The sequence below is a fragment of the Halomonas sp. E14 genome (assembly GCF_052568415.1).
The window spans coordinates 2,151,934-2,166,316 of sequence record NZ_CP199423.1 but is presented as its reverse complement, the minus strand read 5'-3'; the positions used below and the strand labels follow the sequence as shown (position 1 = coordinate 2,166,316).

At 65.7% G+C, this 14,383-nt stretch carries 14 protein-coding genes; 8 read left to right on the top strand and 6 right to left on the bottom strand.

From position 1 onward, the window contains the following. Positions 1-37: 37 nt before the first annotated feature. A complete protein-coding gene (locus ACT7B3_RS10110) occupies positions 38-739 on the top strand; it encodes an RNA polymerase sigma factor FliA (RefSeq protein ID WP_445157850.1) in 702 nt (233 codons plus the stop codon). Positions 740-825: 86 nt separating this feature from the next. Here the strand turns inward: ACT7B3_RS10110 and ACT7B3_RS10105 are convergent, their stop codons facing one another. Further along, positions 826-2,406, bottom strand: coding sequence for a ribonuclease J (locus ACT7B3_RS10105; protein WP_445157849.1), 1,581 nt, complete (start codon positions 2,404-2,406; stop codon positions 826-828). Between the two features lie 231 nt (positions 2,407-2,637). On the opposite strand from ACT7B3_RS10105, the gene purU reads away from it, so the two are divergent. Both purU and ACT7B3_RS10095 read left to right on the top strand, forming a co-directional pair. Beyond that, complete coding sequence (gene purU, locus ACT7B3_RS10100) at positions 2,638-3,492, top strand: formyltetrahydrofolate deformylase (protein WP_444677509.1); 855 nt, start codon at positions 2,638-2,640, stop codon at positions 3,490-3,492. Positions 3,493-3,516: 24 nt separating this feature from the next. Continuing rightward, a complete protein-coding gene (locus ACT7B3_RS10095; RefSeq protein WP_445157848.1) occupies positions 3,517-4,188 on the top strand; it encodes an energy-coupling factor ABC transporter permease in 672 nt (223 codons plus the stop codon). Positions 4,189-4,250: 62 nt separating this feature from the next. Here ACT7B3_RS10095 and dinB read toward each other — a convergent pair whose 3' ends face one another. Both dinB and lexA read right to left on the bottom strand, forming a co-directional pair. Next, positions 4,251-5,309: a DNA polymerase IV gene (gene dinB / locus ACT7B3_RS10090; RefSeq protein ID WP_445157847.1), complete on the bottom strand. Its 1,059-nt coding sequence runs from the start codon at positions 5,307-5,309 to the stop codon at positions 4,251-4,253. Positions 5,310-5,347: 38 nt separating this feature from the next. Continuing rightward, the gene (gene lexA, locus ACT7B3_RS10085; protein ID WP_445157846.1) at positions 5,348-5,998 is read right to left on the bottom strand and encodes a transcriptional repressor LexA; all 651 of its coding nucleotides are present in this window, start codon (positions 5,996-5,998) and stop codon (positions 5,348-5,350) included. 245 nt (positions 5,999-6,243) lie between these two features. On the opposite strand from lexA, the gene ACT7B3_RS10080 reads away from it, so the two are divergent. The 4 genes from ACT7B3_RS10080 to ACT7B3_RS10065 all read left to right on the top strand — a co-directional run bounded on the left by ACT7B3_RS10080 (position 6,244) and on the right by ACT7B3_RS10065 (position 9,195). Then, on the top strand, positions 6,244-6,912 hold the full coding sequence (locus ACT7B3_RS10080) for a TetR/AcrR family transcriptional regulator (RefSeq protein ID WP_444677512.1): 669 nt from the start codon (positions 6,244-6,246) through the stop codon (positions 6,910-6,912). 1 nt (position 6,913) lies between these two features. After that, complete coding sequence (locus ACT7B3_RS10075; RefSeq protein WP_445157845.1) at positions 6,914-7,447, top strand: L,D-transpeptidase family protein; 534 nt, start codon at positions 6,914-6,916, stop codon at positions 7,445-7,447. A gap of 108 nt (positions 7,448-7,555) precedes the next feature. Next, positions 7,556-8,569: a beta-N-acetylhexosaminidase gene (gene nagZ, locus ACT7B3_RS10070; protein WP_445157844.1), complete on the top strand. Its 1,014-nt coding sequence runs from the start codon at positions 7,556-7,558 to the stop codon at positions 8,567-8,569. Between the two features lie 47 nt (positions 8,570-8,616). Next, positions 8,617-9,195, top strand: coding sequence for a hypoxanthine-guanine phosphoribosyltransferase (locus ACT7B3_RS10065; protein ID WP_445157843.1), 579 nt, complete (start codon positions 8,617-8,619; stop codon positions 9,193-9,195). 72 nt (positions 9,196-9,267) lie between these two features. On the opposite strand, the gene ACT7B3_RS10060 is transcribed toward ACT7B3_RS10065, so the two are convergent. The 3 genes from ACT7B3_RS10060 to ACT7B3_RS10050 all read right to left on the bottom strand — a co-directional run bounded on the left by ACT7B3_RS10060 (position 9,268) and on the right by ACT7B3_RS10050 (position 12,969). Next, positions 9,268-10,614 carry an aspartate aminotransferase family protein gene (locus ACT7B3_RS10060; protein ID WP_445157842.1) on the bottom strand — a complete coding sequence of 449 codons (1,347 nt, stop codon included), beginning with the start codon at positions 10,612-10,614 and terminating at the stop codon, positions 9,268-9,270. A 130-nt stretch (positions 10,615-10,744) separates the two neighbouring features. Continuing rightward, positions 10,745-12,433 (bottom strand): AMP-binding protein, encoded by a 1,689-nt coding sequence (locus ACT7B3_RS10055; protein ID WP_445157841.1) that lies wholly within the window; start codon positions 12,431-12,433, stop codon positions 10,745-10,747. A gap of 92 nt (positions 12,434-12,525) precedes the next feature. Then, positions 12,526-12,969: a MerR family transcriptional regulator gene (locus ACT7B3_RS10050; protein WP_444677515.1), complete on the bottom strand. Its 444-nt coding sequence runs from the start codon at positions 12,967-12,969 to the stop codon at positions 12,526-12,528. A gap of 225 nt (positions 12,970-13,194) precedes the next feature. Between ACT7B3_RS10050 and ACT7B3_RS10045 the strand changes: the two genes are divergently transcribed. Further along, positions 13,195-14,361: an acyl-CoA dehydrogenase family protein gene (locus ACT7B3_RS10045; RefSeq protein WP_444677516.1), complete on the top strand. Its 1,167-nt coding sequence runs from the start codon at positions 13,195-13,197 to the stop codon at positions 14,359-14,361. Positions 14,362-14,383 lie beyond the last annotated feature (22 nt).

Here is a 14,383-nt window from a genome sequence, read left to right as displayed (position 1 = left end):
ACCGTGGAAGAGGGCTGACGGCCGCGGGAGCAAGGACATGTACACAGCACGAGGCAAGATCGCACAGACGGACATGCTGGAAGAGTACCTGCCGCTGGTCAGGCGCCAGGCGCTGGCCCTGCAGGTACGCCTGCCGGCCAACGTGGAACTGGATGACCTGATTCAGGCCGGCACCGTCGGCCTGTTGGAGGCCATGGGGCGCTATGACGCCTCGCAGGGCGCCACCTTCGCCACGTTCGCCAACCAGCGCATTCGTGGCGCCATGCTGGATGAGCTGCGCGGCCGTGACTGGCTGCCGCGCAGCGTGCGGCGCAATGCGCGCACGCTGGACGAGGCGGTGCGCCGCCTCGAGCAGCGGCTGGGCAGGGCGGCGGAAGAGCACGAGATCGCCCACGAGCTGGATATGGAGCTTGAGACCTATCGCCAGCTGCTCAGCGACACCAACAGCGGCCACCTGCTGCCCTTCGAGGTGCTGCTGGCCGAGGGGGTAGAGCCCGGCATGGAGGATACCTCGCGGGACACGCCCTACCACCAGCTGGTCGACGAGCAGAAGCGTGCCCAGCTGGTCAAGGGCATCGAGGCGCTGCCGGAGCGGGAGAAGCTGCTGATGGCGCTCTACTATCAGGAAGAGATGAACCTGAAGGAGATCGGCGTGGTGATGGGGGTCACCGAGTCGCGGGTGTGCCAACTGCACAGCCAGGCGGTCAGCCGCTTAAGAGCGCGCCTGGCCGACGACTAGCGCTGCCTTTCCGTCTCTCCCCTGCGTTGCCTGTTGCCCGTAAGCGCCATGACCGAGCAGACCTTGGCCGGTTACCCACCACCCGGTCAGCGCAGGCCCGGTGGCTCTACCGCCATCAGCTGGAGATGGACGTCCGGCAGGTGGCGCAGGTGCTCCGCCAGCCAGGCGGTGATCAGCGGCTGCAGCGCGAGGCGCAGCCTGGCCAGGCTGTCGGCCTCGATCGTCTCCAGCTGCTCGTCCAGCCAATCGACGAAACTCTCCTCATCCAGCGCGCCAACCCCGTGGCGATCCAGCATCAGCCGGCCGATGCGGGTCCAGCCGGGGCTCGAGGCGGCCACGGGTATCGCCAGGTAGAGGGTGCCGTGGCGTGAGGAGCCGCGCTCCGACAGGCCGGGCAGCGGAGTGATGGCGTTTTGATTGACGATGCAGGGGCGCTGCGGGTGGCGCGACTCCAGGGTCAGCCCGTCGGCGTCGAAGCGAATCAGGTCGCCGTTGACCGGCGACAGGGGAGCCTCGATACCCAGCGACGCCGCCAGCTGGCGGTGTGCTTCCTGATGGGTGTGTTCGCCATGCACGGGCAGTAGCAGGCGAGGCTGCAGCCAGCCGTAGAAGGTGCGCAGCTCCTCCTGCGACGGATGGCCCGAGGCATGCAGCTCCGGATGGTTGAATTCATCCCAGATCGTCACGCTTAGACGCGCAAGGCCGTGCTTGAGCCGCTCGATCTGCGGCTCGTTGCCGGGGATCGCCTTGGCCGAGAAGATCACGGTGTCGCCGACCCCCAGCTCCAGGCTGTGGTGGCGGCCGTTGGCCATGCGGCTGAGCGCGGCGCGCGGCTCGCCCTGGCTGCCGGTGGCAATTACCAGCACTTCTTCGGGCGGCAGGTAGCCCAGGTCGCTGACCGGCACCAGAGGCGGCATGTCGTCGAGGTAGCCAAGGCCGCGGGCGGTGGCCACCATGCGTTCCATGGCGCGCCCCATCAGGCTGACGCGACGCCCGCAGCGCTCGGCTGCCAGGGCAATGGCCAGCACCCGGGCCAGGTTGCTGGCAAAGCAGGTCACCACCACCCGCCCGGCGCACTGGGCCAGGCGCTGCTCCAGCGCCCTGGCCACCTCGCCTTCACTGCGCGAATGGCCGGGGAGGGGGGCGTTGGTGGAGTCGCCCACGACCAGGTCGACCGGCGCCAGGGCGCGAAACAGCGAGCCCTTGACGGAGTGGCCGATCAAGGGCTCGGGGTCGAGCTTCCAGTCACCGGTGTGCAGCACGCGACGGTTGCCCGCGGCAATCAGCAGCGCACAGCTTTCCGGAATCGAATGGGTCAGCGGCAGGTAGCGCAGCGTGAAGGGGCCGCTCTCCATGGCTTCTCCGGGTTCGATCACCCGAATGGCCTCGGTGGCCAGGGCGCGCTCGGTGAACTTGTTGCGCAGCAGCCCGGCGGCCAGCGGCGTGGCGTAGATCGGGCACTGCCACTTGGGCCACAGCCAGGCCGCCGCGCCGATATGATCTTCATGGCCGTGGGTGATGAACAGCGCCAAAGGCGTGATGCCGAGCGCGGCAGGCGTGTCGAGGCTGGGCACCTGCAGCGGGCTGTCGGGCAGGTCCTGGCGGATCATCATGCCGCAGTCGATCGCGATCCACTCACCGCCATGGCCATATAGGCTCAGGTTCATGCCTATTTCGCCGCAGCCGCCCAGCGGCAGAAAATACAGCGGTAGGTGTTGTCGAGGACGAATGGTGGCGCGAGAAGAGAGCATCGGCAAATCAGGACCGGACAAAGTTGCCTTCACTATACGGGAACGGCCCGACCCATCACAATGCACGTTCGGCGATACGGGCGTGTTCCGTGCGGTCCAGTTCGCTACAATGCGCACCCACTTATCGCTATGTCGTCTACGGTTCCCATGTCCCATTTCTATCGTCTTGTCGTCTCCTGCCCCGACCGCCGCGGCATCGTGGCGCGTGTTTCCGGCTTCATCGCCGGCCACGGTGGTTCCATCACCGAAGCCAGCCAGCATTCCGACCTGGAAGCAGGGCGTTTCTTCATGCGCTACGAGATCCTGGCCGACTCCATCGGCATGACCGCCGAGGAGCTGGAGAGCGCCTTCGCACCGGTCGCCCGCGAGTTCGACATGACCTGGGCGCTGCGCGATACCCGGCGGCGGCCGCGCGTGGTGATCATGGTGTCGCGTGAGTCGCACTGCCTGGTGGACCTGCTCTACCGCTGGACGGCGGGCGAGCTCGATGGCGATGTGGTGGGGGTGATCTCCAATCACGACGACATGCGCGGCCTGGTGGAGTGGCATGGCTTGCCCTATCACTGCGTTCCGGTTGTGCCGGACGACAAGTCCTCCGCCTTTGCCGAGGTCGAGCGGCAGGTCGAAGCGCTGCAGGCCGACGTTATCGTGCTGGCGCGCTACATGCAGATCCTGCCGCCCCGCCTGTGCCAGCGCTATGCCGGCCGGGTGATCAACATCCACCATAGCTTCCTGCCCTCCTTCGTCGGAGCGCGTCCCTATCACCAGGCCTATGCGCGTGGCGTGAAGCTGATCGGTGCGACCTGCCACTACGTGACCGAGGAACTCGATGCCGGACCGATCATCGAACAGGATATCCATCGCGTCAGCCACTGCCACACGCCTCAGGACCTGGTGCGCTTCGGACGCGACGTGGAGAAGGCGGTGCTGGCGCGCGGGCTACGCTGGCATCTCGAGGACCGGGTCATCATCCATGGCAACAAGACCGTCGTCTTTGCCTGACCCTTCGCAAGGGAAGCGCTGCCGATGTCGTTCTCCGCACTGATCCTGGCACCCTGGCTGCTGTTGGCGTGCGGGGCCGTGTCCCTCGCCACCTTGCTGCTGGCCCTGGCGCAGCGGCCATGGCGGGCGCTGCTCGACGATCGCGGCCTGCAGCACCGCTGGCTGGCCGCCACGCTGATCGTGGTGCTGCTGTGGCAGCTGCGGGCCCAGTCGGTCGAGTGGTTGACCCTGCACCTCATGCTCACGGCCTTGCTGACGCTGCTCTTCAAGGCGCCTCTGGCGCTTCTGACCAACCTGGCCGCCAACCTGGCGCTGGTGGCACTCGGCAAGGCGGAGTGGCAGCTCCTGGGCGTGAATGTGCTGCTGACCGGCGTGATCCCGGTGACGATCGTGGTATCCGTGTGGCGCCTGGTGGATCGCTACCTTCCGGACAACTTGATGGTGTTCCTGTTTCTCTGCGGCTTCTTCGGCGCCGCCCTGGCCACGCTGGGCACCGGGCTGGCGGGTGTGGCGCTCATCATGCTGGGGGCGACGGACCCCGAGGCGATCCATCTGGCTCGCGAATACATGCTGTTCCTGCCGCTGCTGATGCCGTCGGAAGCCTTCCTTACCGGCATGCTGCTCAGCTGCCTGATGGTCTATCACCCCAGCTGGGTGGCGACCTTCGACCGACACCGCTACATCGATACCAAGTAAGCTTGCTCGACCCCCGTAAGGCTGATTCGACCCAGTAGGGCTCAGTCGATGCCGGGTGGGGCTCAGGTTTCCGCCAACGGCAGGGTGAGCTGGCGCCGCGCATCGTCCGGCACCAGCCTTACGCCTACGCCAAGCAGGCGCACGGGCCGTTCACGCCTGGCCCAGGCCTGCGCCATCAGCGCAGCATAGGTGGCCAGGCACGGCCAGCCGCCGCGGGCGTCGAGCGTGGTCAGCGAGAAGTCATCGAAGCGCACCTTGACGAAGGTGCCCGCGATGGGCGGGTTGCCGTGGCGCGCCAGCCTGGCCTCGAGACGCTCGCACAGCGGCGCCAGCTCGCGGTGGCAGTGGTCCAGGTCGGGTAGGTCAGTGGCAAAAGTGGTTTCCACGCTGACGGACTTGCGCTCGCGTTCAATGCGAACCGGCCGGTCGTCGATACCCCGGGCCAGCTCGTACAGGCGCTTGCCATACTTGCCGAACTCCTGCAGCAGGTACTCCAGCGGCACTCGCTGCAGCTCGTCGCAGGTGGCGATCGCCATCGCCTGCAGGCGCTTGGCCGTGGCTGGGCCAACGCCGGGAAGCTTGGTCACCGGGAGCGCTTGCACGAACTCGTCGACCTGGCTGGGAGCGATGACCGTCAGGCCGTCGGGCTTCTCCCAGTCGCTGGCGATCTTGGCCAGGAACTTCGACGGTGCCGCGCCCACCGAAACGGTGATCCCCACGCGCCTGAGGCACTCCTCCTTCAGCCAGCGCGCCATCCAGGTAGCGCTGCCTGAAAAACGTGCCACCTCGGTGACGTCGAGAAAGGCTTCGTCGAGCGACAGCGGCTCCACCCAGGGCGTCAGCTCGTGGAAGATGGCCTGGATCTGGCGCGACGCCTCGCGATAGCGCTCGAAATCGCCGCGCAGCAGGGTCAACTGGGGGCACAGGCGCAGGGCCCTGGCGGTGGGCATGGCGGAATGGATGCCGAAGGCGCGCGCCGGGTAGTTGCAGGTGGCGATCACCCCGCGTCCTTCGACGCTACCGCCGATCGCCAGCGGCACTTCGCGAAGCGCGGGGTTGTCGCGCATTTCCACCGCGGCATAGAAGCAGTCGCAGTCGGCATGCAGAATCTTGCGGTTCATCCGAAGTGACGAAACTCGCTGCCGGGCGCAGCCGGCGCTTAGCCGAGCGCCTGGCCGCTGCCGCCGCGAATGACACCGACGCCGATGCCTTCGATCTCCAGCGCCTGGTGACGCAGGTCGATCTCGATGGGCGCGAAGTCGGCATTCTCGGCGGCCAGCACGACCCGGTAGCCGCTGCGATGGAAGCGCTTCACGGTGACTTCGTCGTCCAGCCGGGCCACCACGATCTGCCCGTCGCGTACCCGCTCCGTGCGATGCACGGCGAGCAGGTCGCCTTCGAGGATGCCGATCTCCTTCATCGAAAGCCCGCGCACCCGCAGCAGATAGTCGGCGCGAGGGGTGAAATAGTCCGGGGGAAGCGGGCAGTAGCGGTCGATGTGCTCTGCCGCCAGGATGGGGCTGCCGGCCGCGACTTCACCGATGATGGGCAGGCCCTCGTTGGCGGGGGAGGCGCCGGTGCTGGGCTCGCTTTCCTGAAGCGGCAGGCGAATGCCCCGCGAGGTGCCGCGGATCACCCGGATCACGCCCTTGCGTTCGAGTGCGCGCAGGTGCTCTTCGGCGGCGTTGGGCGAGCGAAACCCCAGCGCCTTGGCGATCTCGGCGCGGGTCGGCGGGTAGCCAAACTCGTTCATCGTCTTGACGATGAAGTCATAGACATTCTGCTGGCGCGGCGTAAGCGGGCGGGTCATGAGCGCTCCCGGTAGAGGTCTGGCGGTAGAGGTCTGGCGTTGGCCCGACCGGCGAGGCGGTCCGAGCATGGCGTATTGTTCAAGTATACAGCATGGAAGTCTATCCAGTAAAAAACGGTTTCCTAGCCAGCAGCGTTCTCATGCAGCGTTTTAAACGAGATGGGAAGGATAGACATTGAGAGATTGAAGGCATTGCCGTAGACTTTTGTAATGTTTAAAACAACTGTTTCTGGCAGGTCGCGCCCATGGCTCAAACCGATACCGTCACACGCATCCTCGATACCGCCGAAGTGCTGTTTGCCGAGCGCGGGTTCGCCGAAACCTCGCTGCGCACTATTACCAGCAAGGCGCGCGTCAACCTGGCGGCGGTCAACTATCACTTCGGCTCCAAGAAGGCGCTGATCCAGGCGGTCTTCGCGCGCTACCTGGACCCGTTTACGGTGCGTTTCCACCATGCCCTGGATGAGCTCGAGCAGCGCCATTCAGGCGGCGTGATTCCGCTCGAGGAGCTGCTGGAAACCATGGCGCGTACCGTGCTGGAGGTGCCGGCCGAGAAGCACAGCCTCAAGGTCTTCATGAAGCTGCTGGGGCTTGCCTACAGCCAGGCGCAGGGTCACCTGCGGCGCTATATCCAGGATGAGTACGGTAGCGTCTTCACGCGGTTCACCGACCTGGTGCGGCGGGCCACGCCCGAGCTGCCCGACGGTGAGCGCTTCTGGCGGCTGCATTTCATGCTGGGCACGGTGATCTTCACCCTGTCGGGGCTTGATGCCCTGCGCGATATCGCCGAGAAGGATTATGACGAGCACGTTACCGTGCGCGACCTGATTCGCCGCCTGCGCCCTGTGGTGGTGGCCGCCATGAATGCACCGCTGCCGCCTCCGCCCGCCTTGCAGCCGGCCAAGGCGAGCTGAAGTGCGTACGCCACGGCTTGCCGAACTTCCCCCCGCCGAGGGGGTGTGGCTCGAAATCGACGTGACGCGTCAGCAGCTCATTTGCTGGCGTGGCGAGCAGCGCCTGGAAGCTTGGCCCGTCTCGACGGCCCTGGCAGGAACGGGGCAGCAGGAGGGCAGCGGCCAGACCCCGCTGGGGTGGCACTATGTGCGCGCGGCGATCGGTGGCGACCAGCCGGTGGGTGCGGTGTTTCGCGGTCGCAGGCCCACCGGCGAGACCTATTCCGCCGAGCTGGCTGCGGCGCATCCCGGGCGCGACTGGATCCTGACCCGCATCCTCTGGCTGTGCGGGCTGGAAAGCGGCAGCAACCGCGGCGGGGCGGTCGACTCCCAGCGGCGCTACATCTATCTCCACGGTACTCCGCCCGACCAGCCCATGGGCGTGCCTCGCTCGCATGGCTGCGTGCGACTGCGCGATGAAGCGCTGCTGCGCGTGTTCGCCCTGGCACCACCGGGAACCCCGGTATGGCTGCACGCGTTGCCGTCCAAGGCCTGAAGCTCGGTTGACCTGGCGCAGTCTTTGCGCCTGCCGCCGGGTCGGCGGCTGTCGTCATCGCCGACTTTCGTCTAGAATCACCCTCCTTCTGGCCCAAGGAATCCGATCATGACGCAGACTCTCGGTCCGGTGATCCTGGACCTGCAAGGCACCGAACTGACGGGAGAGGAGCGTGAGCTGCTGCTGCGCCCCGAAGTCGGCGGGGTGATCCTGTTTTCCCGCAATGTCGTCGACGCCCGCCAGGTGCGTGAACTGTGCGCAACGATCCGCGCCCTGCGCCCCGAGCTGCTGCTGACCATCGACCAGGAGGGTGGGCGGGTGCAGCGACTGCGCGAAGGCGTGACGCGCCTGCCGCCCATGGGCAAGCTTGGCCGTGACTACGCCGCGGCACCCGAGGATACCCTACGGCTGTGCCTGGATGCCGGCTGGCTGCTCGGCATGGAGATGGCCGCCTGCGGCCTCGATTTCAGCTTTGCCCCCGTGCTCGACGTGGACACCGGCATCTCCGGCGTGATCGGTGATCGCAGCTTTTCATCCGACCCGCAGGCGGTGGCCGCCATGGCGGGCGCCTTCATTGCCGGCCTGCACGAAGCGGGCATGGCCGCGGTGGGCAAGCACTATCCCGGTCATGGTGGCGTGGCCGCCGACTCCCACCTGGAACTGCCCGTCGACGAGCGGCCGCTGGAGGCGCTGCGCCAGCACGACCTGGTGCCTTTCGCCCAACTGGCCATTCGCCTCGACGGCGTCATGCCAGCGCACGTGGTCTATCCCGCTTTCGATCCCCGGCCGGCCGGTTTCTCGCCGAGCTGGCTAAACATGCTGCGTGACAATCTCGGTTTCAAGGGCACGCTCTTTTCTGACGACCTGGGCATGGCCGGTGCCGAATACGCCGGCCAGCCCGGCGAGCGCGCCCTGGCGGCGCTCGAGGCCGGCTGCGACATGGTGCTGGTCTGCAACGACCGCGCGGCGGCGCTGGAGGCGCTGGAGGCCTGCCACGGGCGAACCACCCGCCCCGCGGCGCGCTTGCGCTATGGGCGTGCCCGCCCGGAGCTCGATGCCCTGGAGGCGCTGGGGCGCTGGCGCCGCGTGCATGCCCGCCTCGAAGCCCTGGCCGGTAGCTGAGCCTCGCAATTTCCGTTATCCCTTTGCCATTGGTGTTGACACCCCACATGCCGAAACTCGAAGCCGATTTTCATCAATCCCTGGCGACCATGCGCGATGTCATGGAGACCGCCGACTGCCTGATCTCCCAGCAAGAGGTCGAGCGAGCGCTGGATCGCATGGCCGCCGAGATTACCGCCGACCTGGGTGACAAGTTGCCCGTCTTCTACTGCGTGATGAACGGTGGGCTAATCACCACCGGGCACCTGCTGACCCGGCTCGGCTTCCCGCTGGAGGTGGACTACCTTCACGCAACCCGCTATCGCGGCGGCCTGCGTGGCGGCGAGCTGTTCTGGCGCGTGTCGCCGGAAATTCCCATGGCGGGTCGCCATGTGGTGATCGTCGACGATATCCTCGACGAGGGGGCAACGCTTGCCGCTATTCTTGCCTACTGCCGCGAGGCGGGTGCAGCGAGCATCTCCACCGCTGTGCTGGTGGACAAGCGGCACGACCGCAAGGCGGTGCCGGGCCTCAAGGCCGACTACTGCAGCCTCGAAGTGGTGGATCGCTACGTGTTCGGCTTCGGTATGGACTACAAGGGCTACTGGCGCAACGCGCCGGGGATCTTTGCCCCCAAGGGTTTGTAGCTCGGCGTCCAGCCAGACTGCACGAGCCAGGCGTCTATCGCCTGGCTTGTGGCGTTTTAGCGGCGTGGGCGCTCAGTCCAGCTCGCCGATGGCGTCGCCCAGCGCATTGACCAGGCGGTCGATCTCGTCGCGCTCGACGATGAAGGGCAGCCCGAGCTGGATGGTGTCGCCGCCGTAGCGCACGTAGAAGCCTTTCTCCCAGCATTTCATGGCGATCTCGAAGGGACGGCGGGCCGGCTCGCCGGGGTAGGGCTCGATCTGCAGCGCCCCGGCCAGTCCGTAGTTGCGAATATCGCTGATATGGCGGGTGCCCTTGAGCCCATGCAGGGTCTCCTCGAAGACCGGGCTCATCTCGCGCACGCGCTCGATCAGGCGGTCGTTCTCGAGCACGTCGAGTGCGGCCAGCGCCGCGGCACAGGCCACCGGATGCCCGGAGTAGGTGTAGCCGTGGGGCAGTTCGAGCATGTAGTCGGGGCCGCCCTGTTCCATGAAGGTCTGGTAGATCTCACCCCGCACGATCACCGCGCCCATGGGTACCGCGCCGTTGGTCAGCTGCTTGGCCACGTTGAGGATGTCCGGCACCACGCCGAACGCCTCGGCGCCGGTCATGGCGCCCATGCGGCCGAAGCCGGTGATCACCTCGTCGAAGATCAGCAGGATATCGTGCTGATCGCAGATCTCGCGCAGTCGCTGCAGGTAGCCCTGGGGCGGAGGAATCACCCCGGCCGAGCCGGCCAACGGCTCGACGATCACCGCGGCGATGTTCGAGGCGTCGTGCAGCGCGATCAGCTCTTGCAGCTCCTCGGCCCGCTCGGCGCCGCGCTCGGGCATGCCTCTGGTGAAGGCGTTCTCCTTGAGCAGGGTATGGGGCAGATGGTCGGCGTCGATGCCCTGGCCGAACAGTGTGCGGTTGGCGCCGATGCCGCCCAGGCTGATACCGCCGAAGTTGACCCCGTGATAGCCCTTGGCGCGGCCGATCAGCTTGGTCTTGCTTGGCTTGCCTTTCTTGCGCCAGTAGGCGCGGGCGATCTTCAGTGCGGTATCGGCGCTCTCCGAACCGGAGCCGGTGTAGAACACATGGTCGAGCCCCTGGGGCATCAGGCCGCGAATCCGGTGGGCCAGCTCAAAGGCCTTGGGGTGGCCGAACTGGAAGGCCGGTGAATAGTCCAGCTGCTGGAGCTGACGCGTCACGGCCTCGGTGATCTCCGGCCGACAGTGGCCGGCACCACAGGTCCACAGGCCGGAGAGCCCGTCGAAAATGCGCCGACCCGCGGCATCGGTGAAATAGCTGCCTTGGGCACTCACGATGATGCGTGGATCGCGCTTGAACTGGCGATTGCCGGTATAGGGCATCCAGTAGGCGTCCAGCTGTGCTTGGCTCAATCCGGCGGCTGTCTTGGGCTGTTGTGGTTGTGACATGGCACACCTTCCATTGGCAACGAGTGTTGAATATCTTGCTACAGCCTATATCGAGTGGGCGCCAAACGAAACCAGAGCGCCCCTGCCTGGGCAGGGGCGCTCTGGGTCAAGCCGACGGGATGACGCGGGATTACAGGCCCAGCTCGTGGGTCGCTTCCTCGCGCATCTTGAACTTCTGGATCTTGCCGGTGACAGTCATCGGGAACTCATCGACGAACTTCACGTAGCGGGGGATCTTGTAGTGGGCGATCTTGCCCTTGCAGAATTCCTTTAGCTCGTCGGCGTTGAGCTTCTGGCCTTCGGCCAGCTTCACCCACGCCATCACTTCCTCTCCGTACTTTTCATCGGGCACGCCGATGACCTGCACGTCGGACACGGCCGGGTGGGTGTAGAGGAAGTCCTCGATCTCGCGCGGGTAAATGTTCTCGCCGCCGCGGATGATCATGTCCTTGATGCGCCCGACGATGGCGATGTAGCCCTCTTCGTCCATCGTGGCCAGGTCGCCGGTGTGCATCCAGCCGGCGCTGTCGATCGACTTGGCGGTGGCTTCCTCGTTGTTCCAGTAGCCCAGCATCACGCTGTAGCCGCGGGTGCACAGTTCGCCGGTCTCGCCGCGCGGCACCACCGCGCCGGTTTCGGGGCTGACCAGCTTCACCTCCAGGTGGGGGTGAATGGTGCCCACCGTGGTCACGCGCTTGTCGAGCGGAGCATCGGTCTGGGTCTGGGTGCTGACCGGGCTGGTCTCGGTCATGCCGTAGCAGATGGTAACGTCCTGCATGTTCATCTTGTCGATCACCTTGCGCATCACTTCGATGGGGCAGATCGAACCGGCCATGATGCCGGTGCGCAGGGTGGAGAGGTCGTACTGGGCGAAATTGGGGTGCTCCAGCTCGGCGATGAACATGGTCGGTACGCCGTAGAGCGCGGTGGCCTTTTCGTCCGATACCGCCTTGAGCGTTGCTTCCGGGTCGAAGCCGTCGCCCGGGTAGATCATGGTGGCGCCGTGGGTCACGCAGCCCAGGTTGCCCATCACCATACCGAAGCAGTGATACAGCGGCACCGGGATTACCAGGCGGTCCTTCTCGGTGAAGCCCATGGTGCGGGCGACGAAGAAGCCGTTGTTGAGGATGTTGTGGTGCGACAGGGTGGCGCCCTTGGGCGCGCCGGTGGTGCCCGAGGTGTACTGGATGTTGATCGGCTCGTCGAACTGCAGCGTGGCCTGGATCTCGGCCAGGTGCTCTTCGGAAACCTCGTCGGCATGCGCCAGCAGGCTCTGCCAGCTGAACATGCCGGTCAACGCACGCTCGGCGTCGAGGCATACCACGCGCTTGAGTTCGGGCAGCTTGGCCGCCGAGAAGGTGGACGGGGCGCCGTCGCGCAGCTCCGGCGCCAGCTCTGCCAACGTGGCCACGTAGTCGGAGGTCTTGAACTTGCCCTGCAGGATCAGCGTTGAGGTGCCCGACTGCTTCAGCGCGTACTCCAGCTCGTGGGTGCGATAGCTGGGGTTGATGTTGACCAGGATGGCGCCGATCTTCGCCGTGGCAAACTGGGTAATGGTCCACTCGGCGCAGTTGGGCGACCAGATGCCGACCCGGTCGCCTTTCCTTACACCCAGGGCCAGCAGGGCGCGCGCCGCCTGGTTGACAGTCTGCTGCAGCTCCTTCCAGGTGTAGCGCAGGCCCTGGTGCAGGCTCAGCAGGGCATCGCCGTCGGGAAAGCGGGCGACGGTGGCGTCGAAGCAATCACCGATGGTTTCTCCTTTCAGCGGCGTGTCGCTGATGCCGCTGACATAGCTGTTGAGGACGTGTTGGCGTGTCATCGTGATACCCATCGTGTTGTAGCAAGTTGTTGTTGCGAATAGTTGTTGCGATAGCTGTTGAGACAGTGGCGCGGAAAATGGCAAACGTATGGCTAGCGGCGAAGTCGCTCGAGGACGTCCCGAGCGCGTGCTTCCACGTCGTCGAGCTCACGTTGCATCAGGCGAATATCCTCGAGCTGGCGCTCCATGTTGGCGCGCTTGTCGGCCAGAATTTCCAACAGCCGCTGCAGCTGCCGCCAGTTGCCGTCGGGCATGGCATCGTACATCTCGATGACTTCGCGAATCTCGGCGAGCGAGAAGCCCAGTCGCTTGCCGCGCAGCGTCAGCTTCAGGCGGACTCGGTCCTTCTCGTGATAGATACGTGTCTGGCCGCGCCGCTCGGGCGCCAGCAGGCCTTCCTGCTCATAGAAGCGAATGGTGCGCGGGGTAACCTCGAACATCTTGGCCAGCTCACCGATGGAGTAGTTCCGGCGCTGGCGAGGGAGAGGATGGCTGCCATTGACTGTTGGCCTGGTTTCCGGCTCTGTTGTTGTCATCATTGTCTTCCTGTCTAGTCGGGCCGCGACGCGGGCTCCCTCCAACTGCCTGCAACACTAGACGACGTTGACGTTAACGTAAAGTGGTTGTCGACCAAGGGAGGTATGCGCTAAAACCTAGCAAGTGCTAGGTTGGTCGGCATTGCGGGGCTCTCCCGCGACGCGAGCCGCCTTGTCTTTGGGTTCGTCGATTGCGCCCATCACCAACTACAAGAGGACACCACGATGGATTTTTCCCTGAACGACGACCAGCGGGCGCTGGTCCAGGCGGCAGCGGACTTTGCCAAGGCCGAGCTTGCCGAGCATGCCGCCGACTGGGACGCGCAGTCCCATTTCCCCGTGGACGTGATTCGGCGCGCCGGCGAGACTGGCTTTCTCGGCATCTATACCCCCGAGGAGTACGGCGGGCTGGGCCTCACCCGGCTCGACGCTTCGCTCATCTTCGAACAGCTGTCGCAGGGCTGCATCGCCACCACGGCCTACCTGACCATTCACAACATGGTCACCTGGATGATTGCCTCCTGGGGCGACGAGGCGCTGCGCGAGCAGTACGTGCCGGCCATGGTGACGGGCGAGTTGCTGGGCTCCTACTGCCTGACCGAGCCCGGTGCCGGCTCCGATGCCGCCAGCCTGCGCACCCGCGCCGTGCGCGAGGGCGACGACTACCTAATCAGCGGCTCCAAGATGTTCATTTCTGGCGCCGGCGCTACCCAGGTACTGGTGGTGATGGCGCGTACCGGTGAGCCGAACAGCGGCGCTGCAGGAGTTTCCGCGTTTGTGGTGCCGGCCGATGCCGAGGGCATCAGCTACGGCAAGAACGAAGAGAAGATGGGCTGGAAGAGCCAGCCGACGCGGCTGATCAGTTTTGACAATGTCCGGGTGCCGGTGAGCAACCGCCTGGGCAACGAAGGCGAGGGGTTCCGCTTCGCCATGAAGGGGCTAGACGGCGGCCGGCTCAATATTGCCAGCTGTTCGCTGGGGGCGGCCCAGCAGGCCCTGACCCTGGCGCGCAACTACCTGGCCGACCGCAAGCAGTTTGGCCGCGAGCTGTCGCACTTTCAGGCGCTGCAGTTCAAGATGGCCGACATGGCCACGGAGCTTACCGCAGCGCGCCTGATGGTACGTCATGCCGCCTGGCGGCTCGACCAGGGCGACCCCGAGGCCACCGCCTACTGTGCCATGGCCAAGCGACATGCCACCGACATAGGCTTCCAGGTGTGCAACGAGGCGCTGCAACTCCACGGTGGTTATGGCTATATCAAGGAGTACCCGCTGGAGCGCCTGGTGCGCGATACTCGCGTGCACCAGATACTTGAAGGCACCAACGAAATCATGCGCGTCATCGTGGCGCGCCGCCTGCTGGCCGATGGTGTGATCGAAGCGCTGCAATGATGCGGGCAAACCAATCGGGAGA

Coding starts and splice junctions, on each gene's coding strand:
- ACT7B3_RS10110 (WP_445157850.1), top strand. CDS start 38: ATGTACACAGCACGAGGCAAGATCGCACAGACGGACATGCTGGAAGAG.
- ACT7B3_RS10105 (WP_445157849.1), bottom strand. CDS start 2,406: ATGAACCTGAGCCTATATGGCCATGGCGGTGAGTGGATCGCGATCGAC.
- purU (WP_444677509.1), top strand. CDS start 2,638: ATGTCCCATTTCTATCGTCTTGTCGTCTCCTGCCCCGACCGCCGCGGC.
- ACT7B3_RS10095 (WP_445157848.1), top strand. CDS start 3,517: ATGTCGTTCTCCGCACTGATCCTGGCACCCTGGCTGCTGTTGGCGTGC.
- dinB (WP_445157847.1), bottom strand. CDS start 5,309: ATGAACCGCAAGATTCTGCATGCCGACTGCGACTGCTTCTATGCCGCG.
- lexA (WP_445157846.1), bottom strand. CDS start 5,998: ATGACCCGCCCGCTTACGCCGCGCCAGCAGAATGTCTATGACTTCATC.
- ACT7B3_RS10080 (WP_444677512.1), top strand. CDS start 6,244: ATGGCTCAAACCGATACCGTCACACGCATCCTCGATACCGCCGAAGTG.
- nagZ (WP_445157844.1), top strand. CDS start 7,556: ATGACGCAGACTCTCGGTCCGGTGATCCTGGACCTGCAAGGCACCGAA.
- ACT7B3_RS10065 (WP_445157843.1), top strand. CDS start 8,617: ATGCCGAAACTCGAAGCCGATTTTCATCAATCCCTGGCGACCATGCGC.
- ACT7B3_RS10060 (WP_445157842.1), bottom strand. CDS start 10,614: ATGTCACAACCACAACAGCCCAAGACAGCCGCCGGATTGAGCCAAGCA.
- ACT7B3_RS10055 (WP_445157841.1), bottom strand. CDS start 12,433: ATGACACGCCAACACGTCCTCAACAGCTATGTCAGCGGCATCAGCGAC.
- ACT7B3_RS10050 (WP_444677515.1), bottom strand. CDS start 12,969: ATGACAACAACAGAGCCGGAAACCAGGCCAACAGTCAATGGCAGCCAT.
- ACT7B3_RS10045 (WP_444677516.1), top strand. CDS start 13,195: ATGGATTTTTCCCTGAACGACGACCAGCGGGCGCTGGTCCAGGCGGCA.